Origin of the sequence: Pseudomonas sp. PB101 (assembly GCF_009764265.1) — a bacterium.
Taxonomy (GTDB): domain Bacteria; phylum Pseudomonadota; class Gammaproteobacteria; order Pseudomonadales; family Pseudomonadaceae; genus Aquipseudomonas.
Map to the genome: position 1 here is coordinate 28719 of NZ_RWIR01000083.1, position 14452 is coordinate 43170.

At 60.0% G+C, this 14452-nt stretch carries 17 protein-coding genes; 1 reads left to right on the top strand and 16 read right to left on the bottom strand.

The genetic code is table 11. From position 1 onward, the window contains the following. Window position 1: 1 nt before the first annotated feature. The 16 genes from hisS to trmJ all read right to left on the bottom strand — a co-directional run bounded on the left by hisS (window position 2) and on the right by trmJ (window position 13328). Complete coding sequence (gene hisS, locus EI969_RS25815; RefSeq protein WP_160390248.1) at window positions 2-1291, bottom strand: histidine--tRNA ligase; 1290 nt, start codon at window positions 1289-1291, stop codon at window positions 2-4. A gap of 22 nt (window positions 1292-1313) precedes the next feature. Then, entirely contained in the window at window positions 1314-2423 is a 1110-nt protein-coding gene (ispG, locus tag EI969_RS25820) for a flavodoxin-dependent (E)-4-hydroxy-3-methylbut-2-enyl-diphosphate synthase (RefSeq protein WP_007944259.1), read from the bottom strand. 3 nt (window positions 2424-2426) lie between these two features. Then, window positions 2427-3446, bottom strand: a complete 1020-nt coding sequence (locus tag EI969_RS25825; RefSeq protein ID WP_160390249.1) for a RodZ family helix-turn-helix domain-containing protein — start codon at window positions 3444-3446, stop codon at window positions 2427-2429. Further along, complete coding sequence (gene pilW, locus EI969_RS25830; RefSeq protein ID WP_160390250.1) at window positions 3446-4204, bottom strand: type IV pilus biogenesis/stability protein PilW; 759 nt, start codon at window positions 4202-4204, stop codon at window positions 3446-3448. The genes EI969_RS25825 and pilW overlap by 1 nt, the downstream gene beginning before the upstream one ends. A 12-nt stretch (window positions 4205-4216) precedes the next feature. Further along, window positions 4217-5365 (bottom strand): 23S rRNA (adenine(2503)-C(2))-methyltransferase RlmN, encoded by a 1149-nt coding sequence (gene rlmN, locus EI969_RS25835; protein WP_160390251.1) that lies wholly within the window; start codon window positions 5363-5365, stop codon window positions 4217-4219. A gap of 28 nt (window positions 5366-5393) precedes the next feature. Beyond that, on the bottom strand, window positions 5394-5819 hold the full coding sequence (gene ndk / locus EI969_RS25840) for a nucleoside-diphosphate kinase (RefSeq protein ID WP_007916882.1): 426 nt from the start codon (window positions 5817-5819) through the stop codon (window positions 5394-5396). 88 nt (window positions 5820-5907) lie between these two features. Continuing rightward, entirely contained in the window at window positions 5908-6108 is a 201-nt protein-coding gene (gene iscX / locus EI969_RS25845) for a Fe-S cluster assembly protein IscX (RefSeq protein WP_102699123.1), read from the bottom strand. Between the two features lie 14 nt (window positions 6109-6122). Beyond that, window positions 6123-6464: an ISC system 2Fe-2S type ferredoxin gene (fdx, locus tag EI969_RS25850; protein ID WP_110660899.1), complete on the bottom strand. Its 342-nt coding sequence runs from the start codon at window positions 6462-6464 to the stop codon at window positions 6123-6125. Window positions 6465-6466: 2 nt separating this feature from the next. After that, entirely contained in the window at window positions 6467-8329 is a 1863-nt protein-coding gene (gene hscA / locus EI969_RS25855) for a Fe-S protein assembly chaperone HscA (RefSeq protein WP_160390252.1), read from the bottom strand. A 51-nt stretch (window positions 8330-8380) separates the two neighbouring features. Further along, on the bottom strand, window positions 8381-8902 hold the full coding sequence (gene hscB, locus EI969_RS25860) for a co-chaperone HscB (RefSeq protein ID WP_110660597.1): 522 nt from the start codon (window positions 8900-8902) through the stop codon (window positions 8381-8383). Window positions 8903-8910: 8 nt separating this feature from the next. Further along, window positions 8911-9234 carry an iron-sulfur cluster assembly protein IscA gene (gene iscA / locus EI969_RS25865; protein ID WP_003227904.1) on the bottom strand — a complete coding sequence of 108 codons (324 nt, stop codon included), beginning with the start codon at window positions 9232-9234 and terminating at the stop codon, window positions 8911-8913. A gap of 34 nt (window positions 9235-9268) precedes the next feature. Further along, window positions 9269-9655: a Fe-S cluster assembly scaffold IscU gene (iscU, locus tag EI969_RS25870; RefSeq protein ID WP_007974006.1), complete on the bottom strand. Its 387-nt coding sequence runs from the start codon at window positions 9653-9655 to the stop codon at window positions 9269-9271. 101 nt (window positions 9656-9756) lie between these two features. Continuing rightward, window positions 9757-10971 carry an IscS subfamily cysteine desulfurase gene (locus tag EI969_RS25875; RefSeq protein ID WP_160390253.1) on the bottom strand — a complete coding sequence of 405 codons (1215 nt, stop codon included), beginning with the start codon at window positions 10969-10971 and terminating at the stop codon, window positions 9757-9759. A gap of 50 nt (window positions 10972-11021) precedes the next feature. After that, the gene (gene iscR, locus EI969_RS25880) at window positions 11022-11513 is read right to left on the bottom strand and encodes a Fe-S cluster assembly transcriptional regulator IscR (protein ID WP_007903581.1); all 492 of its coding nucleotides are present in this window, start codon (window positions 11511-11513) and stop codon (window positions 11022-11024) included. Between the two features lie 265 nt (window positions 11514-11778). Further along, on the bottom strand, window positions 11779-12555 hold the full coding sequence (cysE, locus tag EI969_RS25885) for a serine O-acetyltransferase (RefSeq protein WP_160390256.1): 777 nt from the start codon (window positions 12553-12555) through the stop codon (window positions 11779-11781). A gap of 2 nt (window positions 12556-12557) precedes the next feature. Then, entirely contained in the window at window positions 12558-13328 is a 771-nt protein-coding gene (trmJ, locus tag EI969_RS25890; protein WP_160390254.1) for a tRNA (cytosine(32)/uridine(32)-2'-O)-methyltransferase TrmJ, read from the bottom strand. A 146-nt stretch (window positions 13329-13474) separates the two neighbouring features. Between trmJ and suhB the strand changes: the two genes are divergently transcribed. Next, on the top strand, window positions 13475-14293 hold the full coding sequence (suhB, locus tag EI969_RS25895; protein ID WP_008053258.1) for an inositol-phosphate phosphatase: 819 nt from the start codon (window positions 13475-13477) through the stop codon (window positions 14291-14293). Window positions 14294-14452 lie beyond the last annotated feature (159 nt).

Consider the following 14452-nt stretch of genomic DNA (forward strand, 5'->3'; position numbering starts at 1 on the left):
TTCAACCCTGCACGACGCAGGTGGCCAGGTGCGCTGCAAGCGCATCCCAGGCAATGCTTTGTTGTTCGCCCTGGCCACGCAGGGGTTTGAAACCTACCACTTGCTGGGCCATTTCGTCGTCACCGAGGATCAGCGCGTACAGCGCACCGCTCTTGTCGGCCTTCTTGAACTGGCTTTTGAAACTGCCGGCGCCGGCGTTCACTTGCAGGCGCAGGTTGGGCAACTGGTCACGCACGCGCTCCGCCAGGGTCAGGCCGGCGAGTTCGGCGGCTTCACCGAAGGCGCAGAGATAGACATCAACCTGACGGGAAATTTCTTCCGGGATCTGCTCCAGGGTTTCCAGCAGCAGCACCAGGCGTTCGATGCCCATCGCGAAGCCTACGCCCGCGGTCGGCTTGCCGCCCATCTGCTCGACCAGACCGTCGTAACGGCCGCCAGCGCAGACGGTGCCCTGGGCGCCGAGTTTGTCGGTGACCCATTCGAAAACGGTCTTGCTGTAGTAATCCAGCCCGCGCACCAGCTTCGGGTTGATCACGTAAGGAATGCCGGCGGCGTCCAGGCGAGCCTTGAGGCCCTCGAAGTGCACGCGGGATTCTTCGTCGAGGTAGTCGGCCATTTTCGGCGCATCGACCAGAATCGCCTGGGTCTCGGCGTTCTTGGTGTCCAGGACGCGCAGCGGGTTGGTCTTCAGGCGGCGCTGGCTGTCTTCGTCCAGCTTGTCCAGGTGTTGCGACAGGAACTCGACCAGTGCTTCGCGATAACGACCACGGGACTCGCTGGTACCCAGACTGTTGAGCTCGAGTTTCACCGCATCGCGGATGCCCAGCTCGCCCCACAGGCGCCAGGTCAGCACGATCAGCTCGGCGTCGATGTCCGGACCGTCGAGGTTGAACACTTCGACACCGATCTGGTGGAACTGGCGATAACGGCCTTTCTGCGGGCGCTCGTGACGGAACATCGGGCCGATGTACCAGAGCTTCTGCACCTGGCCACCGCCGGTGATGCCGTGCTCCAGCACTGCGCGCACACAGGCCGCCGTGCCTTCAGGGCGCAGGGTCAGGGAGTCGCCGTTGCGGTCGTCGAAGGTGTACATCTCTTTTTCGACGATGTCGGTCACTTCACCGATCGAACGCTTGAACAGTTCGGTGAACTCGACGATCGGCATGCGGATCTGCTTGTAACCGTAGTTATCCAGCAGACGCGAAACGGTGCCTTCGAAATGACGCCACAAGGGGGTCTGTTCGGGCAGGATGTCGTTCATGCCACGAATGGCTTGCAATGACTTGCTCACAAAATTTCCTTAATTCGTTCGATCAGCCGCGCGCAATAACGGCAGCGTCAGCTTCGACCTTTTCGGCCGCTTTCTGGCGGATCAAGCGTTCAAGCTCATCCACCAGATTGTCATTCGTCAGTTTCTGCGACGGCTTGCCGTCGATGTAAATCAGGTTCGGCGTACCGCCGGTCAAGCCGATATGGGCTTCCTTGGCTTCACCCGGGCCGTTGACCACGCAGCCGATGACCGCGACATCCAGCGGTACCAGCAAATCTTCGAGGCGCCCTTCCAGCTCGTTCATGGTCTTGACCACATCGAAGTTCTGCCGCGAGCAACTCGGGCAGGCGATGAAGTTGATGCCACGGGAACGCAGGTGCAGGGATTTGAGAATGTCGTAGCCGACTTTCACTTCCTCGACCGGGTCGGCCGCCAACGAGATGCGGATAGTATCGCCAATCCCTTCGGCGAGCAGCATACCGAGGCCCACGGCGGATTTCACCGTGCCTGAACGCAAACCACCGGCTTCGGTGATGCCCAGGTGCAGCGGCTGGACGATTTCCTTGGCCAGCAGGCGGTAAGCTTCAACGGCCATGAACACGTCGGAAGCTTTCACGCTGACCTTGAAATCCTGGAAGTTCAGGCGCTCGAGGTGCTCGACGTGACGCAAGGCAGACTCGACCAGCGCAGCCGGGGTCGGCTCGCCGTACTTCTTTTGCAGGTCTTTTTCCAGGGAACCGGCGTTCACGCCGATGCGGATCGGGATGCCGCGGTCGCGGGCGGCATCGACCACCGCGCGCACACGGTCTTCGCGACCGATGTTGCCCGGGTTGATCCGCAGGCAGTCAACGCCCAGTTCGGCTACGCGCAATGCGATCCTGTAGTCGAAATGGATGTCGGCAACCAGGGGGACTTTGACCAGTTGCTTGATCTTGCCAAAGGCTTCGGCGGCGTCCATGTCCGGTACGGAAATCCGCACGATATCGACACCAGCCGCTTCCAGGCGATTGATTTGCGCGACAGTGGCCGCGACATCGTTGGTGTCGCTGTTGGTCATGCTCTGCACAGCGATAGGCGCATCGCCGCCAACAGGCACGTTACCGACCCAGATCTTGCGGGATTCGCGACGTTTGATTGGAGATTCGCCGTGCATGACTTATTGACCCAACTTCAGGCGAGCAGTCTCGCCACTGGTGAACGGAGCGACATCGACCGGTTGGCCGTTATAGCTGACCTGAGCGCCGCGGGCAAAACCCAGACGTACGGCGAACGGTGGCTTGCCATTGACTGCCAGGCTGTCGCCTTTGCGCTTGAGACCGCTGAACAGCACCTTGCCGCCACCGTCGGTCACTTGTGTCCAGCAATCGGCGGTGAACTGCACCTGGACCTGGCCTTGACCGGCCACTGGCGCGGTTGCCGCCGGAGCAGGCGCGACAGGCGCAACCGGGGCAGTCACCACCGGGGCCGGAACGACAGGAGCTGCCGGGGCCGGAGCTGCCGGGGTCACCGGCGCGGCGTTGTGAGCAGGCGCGGCCGGAGCAACCGGCGTTGCAGGGGTGACGGGTGCGGTCGCCTGAACCTCTGCCGGTGCTTCAGCCGGAGTCTCGGCCTGTGGCAGCGCGAGGGCGGTGCTGCCTTCGGTCTGACCTTCCACGACGGCCTGGTCTTCCGGCTCGTCCAGCGGATGAATCTGCGTCGTACCGTCGGCGCCTTCGACTTCAACGTGCTCCGGAGCCAGGCCGATCAGGTCCTTGGTGCGCATCGACGTCTGATCCTGCCACCAGACAAAACCGCCGCCAATCACCGCGACCAGCAACAGCAGGCTGACGATACGCAAAATGGTATGGGAAACCCGCACCGGCTCTTCGATACGGCCCAGGCTGTGAACACTGCTGCCCTGGGAATCGGTGCCGGTGGATTGATCGAATTGCTGGACCAGAACGGCCTGGTCCATGCCGAGCAATTTGGCATAGGCGCGAATGTAGCCGCGGGCGAAGGTATGCCCGGGCAGCTTGTCGAAAGCGCCGGCTTCCAGATTGCTCAGGGAAGTAGTGGTGAGGTTGAGCTTGAGAGCCACTTCGGCCAGCGACCAGCCATTGCTTTCGCGGGCCTGGCGCAAAGTCTCACCGGGGTTAACGCGATTCGCTGCTACAACTTCGGGATGCGCCGCTTTCATCATTGCTCCGACAGGTATTGCTGATATTCCGGCGTACCGGGATAGAGTCTTTTTAGTTGCAGGCCTTGGCTTGCGGCCTTGTCGCGATCTTCGAACACTTTTGCCAGCCGAATGCCGAGCAATAGACTACGTGCATTTTGTTCGGAGAGCTGGCTAAAACCGTCGTAATAGTCTCGCGCGGGCACATAATGCCTGTCTTCGTAAGACAACTCAGCCATTTCCAGCAATGCACGAGGTTGTCGCCGGTTCAGGCGCAGGGCTTTTTCCAGTTGCTCCCGGGCCAGCTCGCGCTGCCCCAGCATCGCAGCGGTCATGCCGAGGTTCTCGAACACCCGCGAACGCTCAGGATACAGCGTATCGGCAGCCGCTTGTTCAAAGCGCTCGTAGGCTTGCCTGTAACGTTCCTGCCCGAAAAGAAAACTGCCGTAGTTGTTGAGGATTCGCGCATCGGAGGGACGGGAGGACAGTGCCTTGCGAAAATGCTCGTCGGCCAGCTCAGGCTCCATCTCGGCCTGGAACACCAGCGCCAGCGCCGCGTTGGCATCAGGGTCGGAGCCATCGAGCTCCAGCGCTTTCTTCAGCGGAACCTTGGCGCGTTCGGTCATGCCTTGCTGCAAATACCCGATACCGAGTTGCACATACGCCCCGCGCGCTTCATCACGGCCCTTGCTGGTCTTCATCGGGTTGTAGTCACCCGAAAGCACGCAGCCAGCACACAGGCTGGCCAACAGCAAAAGCAGCGCAAAGCGCAGGGACATAGAGATCCTCTCTTAGTTGTTGTTCGCAGCGTTCGTCGCCAGATCGCTGTCGGCGTTCAATTCACGCACGGCGATGTAACGTTCGCTGCGACGGGTGCGATCCAGCACCTGTCCTACCAATTGACCACAGGCGGCGTCGATGTCTTCACCACGGGTGGTGCGGACGGTGACGTTGAAACCGGCATGATGCAGCTGATCCTGGAAACGACGAATGGCGTTGTTGCTCGGCCGCTCGTACCCGGAATGCGGGAACGGGTTGAACGGGATCAGGTTGATCTTGCACGGGATGTTCTTGAGCAGCTCGATCATTTCCACGGCGTGCTCGACCTTGTCGTTCACGTCTTTGAGCAAGGTGTACTCGATTGTCAGCACGCGCTTTTCGCCCAGGGACGACATGTAGCGCTGGCACGACTCGAGCAGCATCTTAAGCGGATACTTCTTGTTGATCGGCACCAATTGGTTACGCAATGCGTCATTCGGTGCGTGCAGGGACAACGCCAGGGAGACGTCGATGTGCTTGGACAGCTCATCGATCATCGGCACCACGCCGGAAGTCGACAGGGTCACACGGCGCTTGGAAATGCCGTAGCCCAGGTCGTCCATCATCAAATGCATGGCCGCGACGACGTTGTCGAAGTTCAGCAGCGGCTCACCCATGCCCATCATCACCACGTTGGTGATGGCACGGTCGACGGTTGCCGGGACGCTGCCAAAGGATTTGTTGGCAATCCACACCTGGCCGATGACTTCGGCGGCGGTGAGGTTGCTGTTGAAGCCTTGCTTGCCGGTGGAGCAGAAACTGCAATCCAGGGCACAGCCTGCCTGGGACGAAACGCACAAGGTGCCGCGTTTGCCCTGGGGAATGTACACGGTCTCGACGCAGCTGCCGGACGCCACGCGCACCACCCACTTACGGGTGCCGTCGCTGGAGATGTCCTCGCTGACCACTTCCGGACCGCGAACTTCAGCAACAGACTTGAGCTTTTCGCGCAAGGCCTTGCTGACGTTCGTCATGGCGTCGAAATCATCGACACCAAAGTGGTGAATCCATTTCATTACCTGACCGGCACGGAAACGCTTCTCCCCGATTGAGTCGAAGAATTTTTCCATTTCCAGCTGAGTCAGACCCAGCAGGTTGATTTTTACAGTCGATGTAGTCATGGATTCACCTTCACTCTTAAGCCAATGCTTAGCGAGTGGTTACTTCAGTAGCTGCGAAGAAGTACGAGATTTCGCGAGCGGCAGCGGCTTCGGAGTCCGAACCGTGTACGGCGTTGGCGTCGATGGAATCAGCGAAGTCAGCGCGGATGGTGCCGGCAGCAGCTTCTTTAGGGTTGGTAGCGCCCATCAGCTCACGGTTCAGAGCGATAGCGTTCTCGCCTTCCAGAACCTGAACGACAACCGGACCGGAGATCATGAAAGCAACCAGGTCGCCGAAGAAACCACGAGCGCTGTGCTCAGCGTAGAAGCCTTCAGCTTCGGCTTTGGACAGTTGCTTCAGTTTCGAAGCTACAACGCGCAGGCCAGCTTTTTCAAAACGAGTGGTGATCTCGCCGATCACGTTTTTAGCAACGGCGTCAGGCTTGATGATGGAGAAAGTACGTTGAACAGCCATGGTGTAACTCCAGAAACGGTAATTTACGAAAAATTAAACCCGCGAATTATACGCGGGTTCTCGGGTATTGCCTAACCTGCGGCGTGGCTCAGTCGCGTTCTTCGATCCAGTGGGCCTGAATGGCCTCCAGGATCTTTTCGCCACAATGCTCAGGCAAGTCGTCGAAATCGGGCAATTCCATTACCCATTTACGCAGATCGACGAAGTTGACCGACATAGGGTCCACGTCGGGCTTGCTTTCGGCCAGCTGGATCGCGATCTCCAGCACATCAGTCCACTTGAGTTTCATGACAATTCCTTGAATCAGTGCGGTGCTTCGGCTGCGTGGTTGAGCGAGTACTTCGGAATTTCGACGGTCAGGTCTTCGGTACCGACCTTGGCCTGACAAGCCAGACGCGACTGAGCTTCCAGCCCCCAAGCCTTATCAAGATAGTCTTCCTCCAGCTCATCAGCCTCTTCCAGCGAGTCGAAACCTTCGCGAATCAGACAGTGGCAAGTGGTGCAGGCGCAGACGCCGCCGCAGGCACTTTCCATCTCGATGTGGTGTTCGTGGGCCAGTTCGAGGATGGAGGTACCGGTTTCGGCCTCAACAACCATGCCTTCAGGGCAGAACTTCTCGTGTGGCAGAAAAATGACCTGCGGCATCGTTATTCCTCAATCTCATTCAGGTTGCGGCCCGCCAGAGCGGCTTTCACGGTCGAATCCATACGACGGGCGGCAAAGGCATCGGTCACTTGCGACAGACGCTTGGTCTGTTGCTCGATGGCGAAACCATCGGTGCCTTTCATCAGTTCGGTCAATTCCTGCACCTGCATGTCGATGACAATGCGTTCTTCGGCATCGAGCAAGCGCTCGCCATCGACTTCAAGCGCAGCCTGCACGGCCTCGACCAGACGCTGGGCATCGACCTGTTGCTCGCGCAATACGCGGGCAACCTTGTCGTCGTTGGCATGCTGGAACGAGTCCTTGAGCATCTTGGCGATTTCGCCGTCGGTCAGGCCGTAGGACGGCTTGACCTGGATGCTGGCCTCGACGCCCGAACCCAGCTCACGTGCGGAAACACTGAGCAGACCGTCGGCATCGACCTGGAAGGTCACGCGAATCTTCGCCGCACCGGCCACCATCGCCGGAATACCGCGCAATTCGAAGCGTGCCAGGGAGCGGCAGTCGCTGATCAGCTCGCGCTCGCCCTGCAATACATGGATCGCCATGGCCGACTGGCCGTCTTTATAAGTAGTGAAGTCCTGGGCGCGGGCAACGGGGATGGTGGTGTTGCGCGGAATCACCTTCTCCATCAGGCCGCCCATGGTTTCCAGCCCCAGGGACAACGGAATCACGTCCAGCAGCAGCAGTTCATCGCCATCGCGCTTGTTGCCCGCCAGGGTATCGGCCTGGATCGCGGCACCAATGGCCACCACTTGATCCGGATCGATTTCAGTCAGTGGCTGACGACCGAAGGCCTCTGCCACGGCTTCGCGAACGCGAGGCACGCGGGTCGAACCGCCAACCATGACGACCGCATGCACGTCTTCCAGCTCGACACCGGAATCGCGAACAGCGCGACGGCAGGCTTTCAGGCTGCGCGCGACCATCGGCTCGATCAACGCATCGAAGGCTTCGCGGGTCAGCTCGGCTTTCCAGTCGCCGTGGGCCACTTCGACCGACGGGGCATTGGTCAGCGCTTCCTTGGCCGCACAGGCGGTTTGCAGCAGTTGACGTTGCGCGCCCGGATCGAGATCGGCGGACAAACCGGCGCTCTCGATGATCCAGCCAGCAATGGCGTGGTCGAAGTCATCGCCGCCCAGGGCGCTGTCGCCACCGGTAGCCAACACTTCGAAGACACCGCCGGTCAGGCGCAGAATCGAAATATCGAAGGTACCGCCGCCCAGGTCGTAAATCGCGACCAGGCCTTCGGCGTGCTGGTCCAGACCATAAGCCACGGCTGCCGCGGTCGGCTCGTTGAGCAAACGCAGCACATTCAGACCGGCCAACTTGGCCGCATCCTTGGTGGCTTGACGCTGAGCGTCGTCGAAATAGGCCGGAACGGTGATCACCGCGCCGACCAACTCGCCACCCAGGGTCGCTTCAGCGCGCTGACGCAGGACCTTGAGGATATCGGCAGAGACTTCGACCGGGCTTTTCGGGCCCTGGATCGTCTCGATGAACGGCATGTGCGACTCGCCACCGACAAAGCGGTACGGCAACTGATCACCCAGCTGCTTGACGTCGGACAGACCACGACCCATCAAGCGCTTGACCGACAGCACAGTGTTCAAGGGATCGGTAGCGGCAGCCAGCTTGGCGGATTCGCCAACCTCGACGCGATCGGCGTGATAGCGCACGGCAGACGGCAGGATGACCCGCCCTTCTGCGTCGGCAAGCGGCTCGGAAAGACCACTGCGCAATGCAGCGACCAGCGAATTGGTAGTGCCCAAGTCGATCCCCACAGCCAGGCGACGCTGGTGCGGTTGAGGACTTTGGCCGGGTTCGGCGATCTGCAGTAGGGCCATCGTTATCAGGACTTATCTGTATATCAGGCGTGCGACCGGAGCGGCACTGGGTTAATCGTCGAGGCGCTCTTCTAACTGGCGCACTTCGTAGGTGAGCTTGTCGAGGAACTGCATGCGCCGCATCAGGCGTTCGGCCTTTTCGCGTTGCGCGGCATCGTTCCAGCAAGCTGCGAAGCTTTGGTTCAGTTCATCCTGGGCAGCCTTCAGGCGACGCTTGAAGACGGCAACGCCCTTGAGGTCGGCGCTGTCCTGCAGGTCTTCGAGCTCTTCACGCAGCTCCATCTGCTGCAGAAGAAACTCCGGATCATGCACCGTGACCTCCAGCGGCAGCTCGCCACCATTCAAGGCGAGCAGGTAACGCGCGCGCTTGGGTGGGTTCTTGAGCGTCTGGTAGGCCTCGTTGAGGCTCGCGGATTGCTCTAGCGCCAGCCGCTGCTCACGCTCGGAAGCGTCGGCAAAGCGGTCCGGATGAACACTGCGCGCCAACTCACGGTAGCGCGTAGCCAGCTGGTCGAGGTCCAGATCGAAACTCGGTTGCAGCTCAAATAAAGCGAAATGACAAGGAGTTCCCACGACAAGCCTCAGATGTTGAAGCTTTCGCCGCAGCCACATTCACCGCGTACGTTGGGGTTGTTGAACTTGAAGCCCTCGTTCAACCCTTCCTTGACGAAATCGAGCTCGGTGCCGTCCAGGTAGGCCAGGCTCTTCGGGTCGATGATCACTTTTTCGCCGTGACTCTCGAACACCTGATCCTCTGCAACCACCTCGTCGACAAACTCCAGCACGTAGGCAAGGCCGGAACAGCCCGTGGTGCGAACACCCAGACGAATCCCTTCACCTTTGCCGCGCCCGTCGAGGGAGCGCCGCACGTGTCGAGCAGCCGCTTCTGTCATGCTGATAGCCATCGGTGACTCCTTACTCGTCGCCAAAACTCGAAAATCAGATCAAGCCTTTCTTCTGCTTGTAGTCGCGAACGGCCGCTTTGATAGCGTCTTCAGCGAGCACGGAGCAGTGAATTTTCACTGGCGGCAGGGCCAGTTCTTCAGCCAGCTGAGTGTTCTTGATGGTTTCCGCTTCGTCCAGGGTCTTGCCCTTCATCCACTCGGTGGCGAGGGAGCTGGAGGCGATAGCCGAACCGCAGCCGTAGGTCTTGAACTTGGCATCTTCGATGATGCCGGCGTCGTTGACCTTGATCTGCAGGCGCATAACGTCGCCGCACGCCGGAGCGCCGACCATGCCGGTGCCGACATCAGGATCTTCCGCGTCCATCTTGCCGACGTTGCGCGGGTTTTCGTAGTGGTCGATGACCTTTTCGCTGTAAGCCATGATTCTCAATCCTCACTCATCAGGGCCGCTCTTGAGACCCTGCAGTTGCGCTGCGTTTACCGCCGCGCTGCTACAGGCCCCGTATCCGGCGGCTTCTATAGTTAGTGTGCCGCCCACTCGATCTTCGAGATATCGACGCCGTCTTTGTACATGTCCCACAGCGGCGACAGAGCGCGCAGCTTGGTAACGGCCTCGCAGACTTTCTGCGCGGCGTAATCGATTTCTTCTTCGGTGGTGAAGCGGCCGAAGGTGAAGCGGATCGAGCTGTGTGCCAGTTCGTCGTTGCGGCCCAGGGCGCGCAGTACGTACGAAGGCTCCAGGGACGCCGAGGTGCAGGCCGAACCGGACGACACCGCCAGATCCTTGAGTGCCATGATCAGCGACTCGCCTTCAACGTAGTTGAAGCTCAGGTTCAGGTTGTGCGGAACGCGGGCGGTCAGGCTGCCGTTGACGTACAGCTCTTCCAGGTGCTCGACCTGCTTGTAGAAACGGTCGCTCAAGGCCTTGATGCGCACGTTCTCGGCAGCCATGTCTTCCTTGGCTACGCGGAACGCTTCACCCATGCCGACGATCTGGTGAGTGGCCAGGGTACCGGAACGCATGCCGCGCTCGTGACCGCCACCGTGCATGGTCGCTTCGATACGTACGCGCGGCTTGCGGCTTACGTACAGGGCGCCGATGCCTTTAGGACCGTAGGTCTTGTGGGCAGAGAAGGACATCATGTCGACTTTCAGCTTCTGCAGGTCGATTTCGACCTTGCCGGTGGACTGAGCGGCGTCGACGTGGAACAGGATGCCTTTGGAACGCAGCAACTCGCCGATCGCAGCGATGTCGTTGACGGTGCCGATTTCGTTGTTCACGTGCATGACCGAAACCAGGATGGTGTCGTCGCGCAGTTCGGCTTCGATCATCTCAGGGGTCACCAGGCCATCAGTACGAGGCTCGATGTAGGTCACTTCGAAGCCTTCACGCTCCAGTTGGCGCATGGTGTCGAGGACAGCCTTGTGCTCAATCTTGGTGGTGATCAGGTGCTTGCCTTTGGTGGCATAGAAATGTGCCGCACCCTTGATTGCCAGGTTGTTGGATTCGGTGGCGCCGGAGGTCCAGACGATTTCGCGCGGATCGGCGTTGACCAGATCGGCCACCTGACGACGGGCGTTTTCGACGGACTCTTCAGCTTTCCAGCCGAACACGTGGGAACGGGACGCCGGGTTACCGAAGTTTCCGTCGACCAGCAGGCATTCACTCATCTTTTGCGCGACACGCGGATCAACCGGGGTAGTCGCAGAGTAATCAAGGTAAATCGGCAATTTCATGGACTATCTCCTAAATCAGGCTGGCTGGCGTGCCGTTAGCTCTGTGGCTGTCATTCGACGGCGGACGCTTCAATCTTGTCCAGGCGTGGCGCCTTGCTGTTGCAACGGCGTTGATCCTGACGCTGGGCTACTTCTTGCACCTCACGGCGAGTCACAAGGTCAGCCAAGCTGATACCGCTCAGAAATTCGTGGATCTGCAGGCTCAGGTCGCACCACAAGTGGTGAGTCAGGCAAGTGTCACCTTGATGGCAATCACCCTGGCCCTGGCATTTGGTGGCATCGACCGATTCGTTCACCGCATCGATCACCTGGGCGACCTGGATGCCCTGCATGTCGCGGGACAACTGGTAGCCGCCGCCTGGACCGCGAACGCTGGACACCAGGTTGCTGCGGCGCAATTTGGCGAAAAGCTGTTCGAGGTAGGACAGGGAGATGCCTTGGCGCTCGGAGATATCGGCCAGGGACACGGGCCCGTGCTGCGCGTGCAACGCCAGGTCAAGCATGGCGGTCACGGCGTATCGGCCTTTTGTAGTCAGTCGCATGGACAATTACCACGGAGTTCGGAATGGGGCGAGTATGCAATTCCCGAGTATTTAAGTCAACTATAAGACCTAGTACTTTAGTCAGGTTTACCCGCAAAAGAGCGGGCGCATCATAGCAAAGGCTGGGTGTGAACAGCCAGTAGTACCGAGTTATCGTTCATCGCGGGCAAGCCACGCTCCCACAGGGCCTCGGCTGAAACACAGATTGTGTGAACACCGAAAATCCCTGTGGGAGCGGGCTTGCCCGCGATGGGGGCGACTCGGTCTAGCCGGCCTGGCTCTGATCCTTGTCCTTCACACAGGCGAAGTCTTCTTCGCGCAGTTCAGGCAGATCTTTCGCACAGTAATTACTGCCCAGATCCTTCAACGCCCCGCACATCCCCTCCAGCCGCCCATCGACCGCCTGCAGATGATCGAGCAATTGATTGATGGCACGCGCCACCGGGTCCGGCATGTCTTCTGTGACGCCGTAGGCATCAAAACCGATCTTCTCGGCCATGGCCTTGCGCTTGGCATCCTGCTCTTCGTCGGGCTTGACGATGATCCGCCCCGGAATGCCCACCACAGTGGCGCCCGGCGGCACTTCCTTGGTCACGACAGCATTGGAACCGACCTTGGCCCCGGCACCGACGGTGAACGGGCCAAGCACCTTGGCGCCCGCCCCGACCACGACACCATCACCCAGGGTCGGGTGACGCTTGCCCTTGTTCCAGCTGGTGCCACCCAGGGTCACGCCCTGATAAATGGTCACGTCATCGCCGATTTCGGCGGTTTCACCAATGACAATGCCCATGCCATGGTCGATGAAGAAACGACGACCGACCTTGGCACCCGGATGGATCTCGATCCCAGTCAACCAGCGACCGAAGTTCGACACCAGCCGCGCCAGCCATTTCAACTCATTGCGCCACAGCATCCCCGCCAGACGATGAATCCAGATGGCGTGCATGCCCGGGTAGCAGGTCAGTACTTCAAAAGCGTTACGCGCCGCCGGGTCTCGGTGGAATACGCTCTGGATATCTTCACGCAAACGCTCGAACATCATTAATCCTTCCGCTTTAGAAGCTCACCACGGGCCGCTTTCTGGGTTTCCGTGAGGATGCCACGCAATATATTCATTTCCGCCCGGCTGACCGAGCTGCGTCCGTACAACCGGCGCAGGCGCGCCATCAAGTGCCGCGGCTTTTCCGGATCGAGGAACTCGATGGCCACCAGGGTCTGCTCCAGGTGCTCATAGAATCGTTCCAGCTCGTCCATGGTCGCAAGCTCAGCGCTTTTGACCGAAGCCACTTCTTCCTTCTCGACCTTGCTCGGCTGGCCTTGGGCAGCGAGCCAGGACATGCGCACTTCATAACCCAACACCTGCACCGCTGCCCCAAGGTTCAGCGAACTGAACTCAGGGTCTGAGGGGATGTGCACGTGATAATGACATCGCTGCAGCTCTTCGTTGGTCAGGCCGGAATCTTCACGACCGAACACCAGGGCAATTTCCGCGCCCTGCCCGGCTTCCTCGACCACTTTGGTACCGCACTCGCGGGGATCGAGCAGCGGCCAGGGAATCCGCCGGTCGCGGGCGCTGGTGCCGAGCACCAGGTTGCAGCCGACCAGGGCATCTTCCAAAGTGGCGACGACTTGCGCGTTTTCAAGGATATCCCCGGCACCGGAAGCACGGGCATCGGCCTCTTGGTGCGGGAACAGCCGAGGTTCGACCAGCACCAGCCGCGACAGGCCCATGTTCTTCATGGCACGCGCAGCCCCGCCGATATTGCCCGGATGACTGGTATTGACCAGGACGACACGAATGTTTTGCAGCAAGGGAGGCGCTCTCGAACACGATAATCGGGAGCGGAATCTTACAGCTCATCCTACCGTTAAGCCATGAAAGCGAACGTCGTCCTTCTCCTGTAGAAACTTTCTGATAGAATGCCCGGCTTTCTTTAACAACCTTAGGTGACACATCCATGCAGCCCATGCTGAATATCGCGCTGCGCGCCGCCCGCAGCGCCAGTGAATTGATCTTCCGCTCCATCGAGCGCCTGGATACCATCAAGGTCGACGAAAAAGACGCCAAGGATTACGTATCCGAGGTGGATCGTGCCGCCGAACAGAAAATCATCGACGCCCTGCGCAAGGCCTACCCGAATCACTCGATCCTGGGTGAAGAGACCGGCATGCACGCCGGCACCGGCATCGAAGGCGAAGAGTACCTGTGGATCATCGATCCGCTGGACGGCACCACCAACTTCCTGCGCGGCATTCCTCATTTCGCTGTCAGCATTGCCTGCAAATACCGCGGTCGCCTGGAACACGCTGTTGTTCTGGACCCGGTTCGCCAGGAAGAATTCACCGCCAGCCGTGGCCGCGGCGCTCAACTGAACGGTCGTCGCCTGCGCGTCAGCGGCCGCACCAGCCTGGACGGCGCCCTGCTGGGTACCGGCTTCCCGTTCCGTGACGACCAGATGGACAACCTCGACAACTACCTGGGCATGTTCCGCGCCCTGGTTGGCCAGACCGCCGGCATCCGCCGCGCAGGTTCGGCGAGCCTGGACCTGGCCTACGTGGCCGCCGGCCGTTTCGACGCGTTCTGGGAGTCGGGCCTGTCCGAATGGGACATGGCTGCGGGCGCCCTGCTGATCCAGGAAGCGGGCGGCCTGGTGAGCGACTTCACCGGTGGTCACGACTTCCTTGAAAAAGGCCACGTCGTTGCCGGCAACACCAAATGCTTCAAGGCAGTGCTGACGGCGATCCAGCCGCACCTGCCAGCCTCGCTGAAGCGCTAAGCTTCCCGCGACAGAAAAAGCACCCTTCGGGGTAATGCCAGTCAGTTAAGCTGACTGGCATTTTTATTTCTGATCGGATACTTCGGCGATTTGAGCCGGATGGCGCGAGGATAAATACGCTCCTCTCGCCGATGAGGCAGGACATAGTGCGGGGCTGAG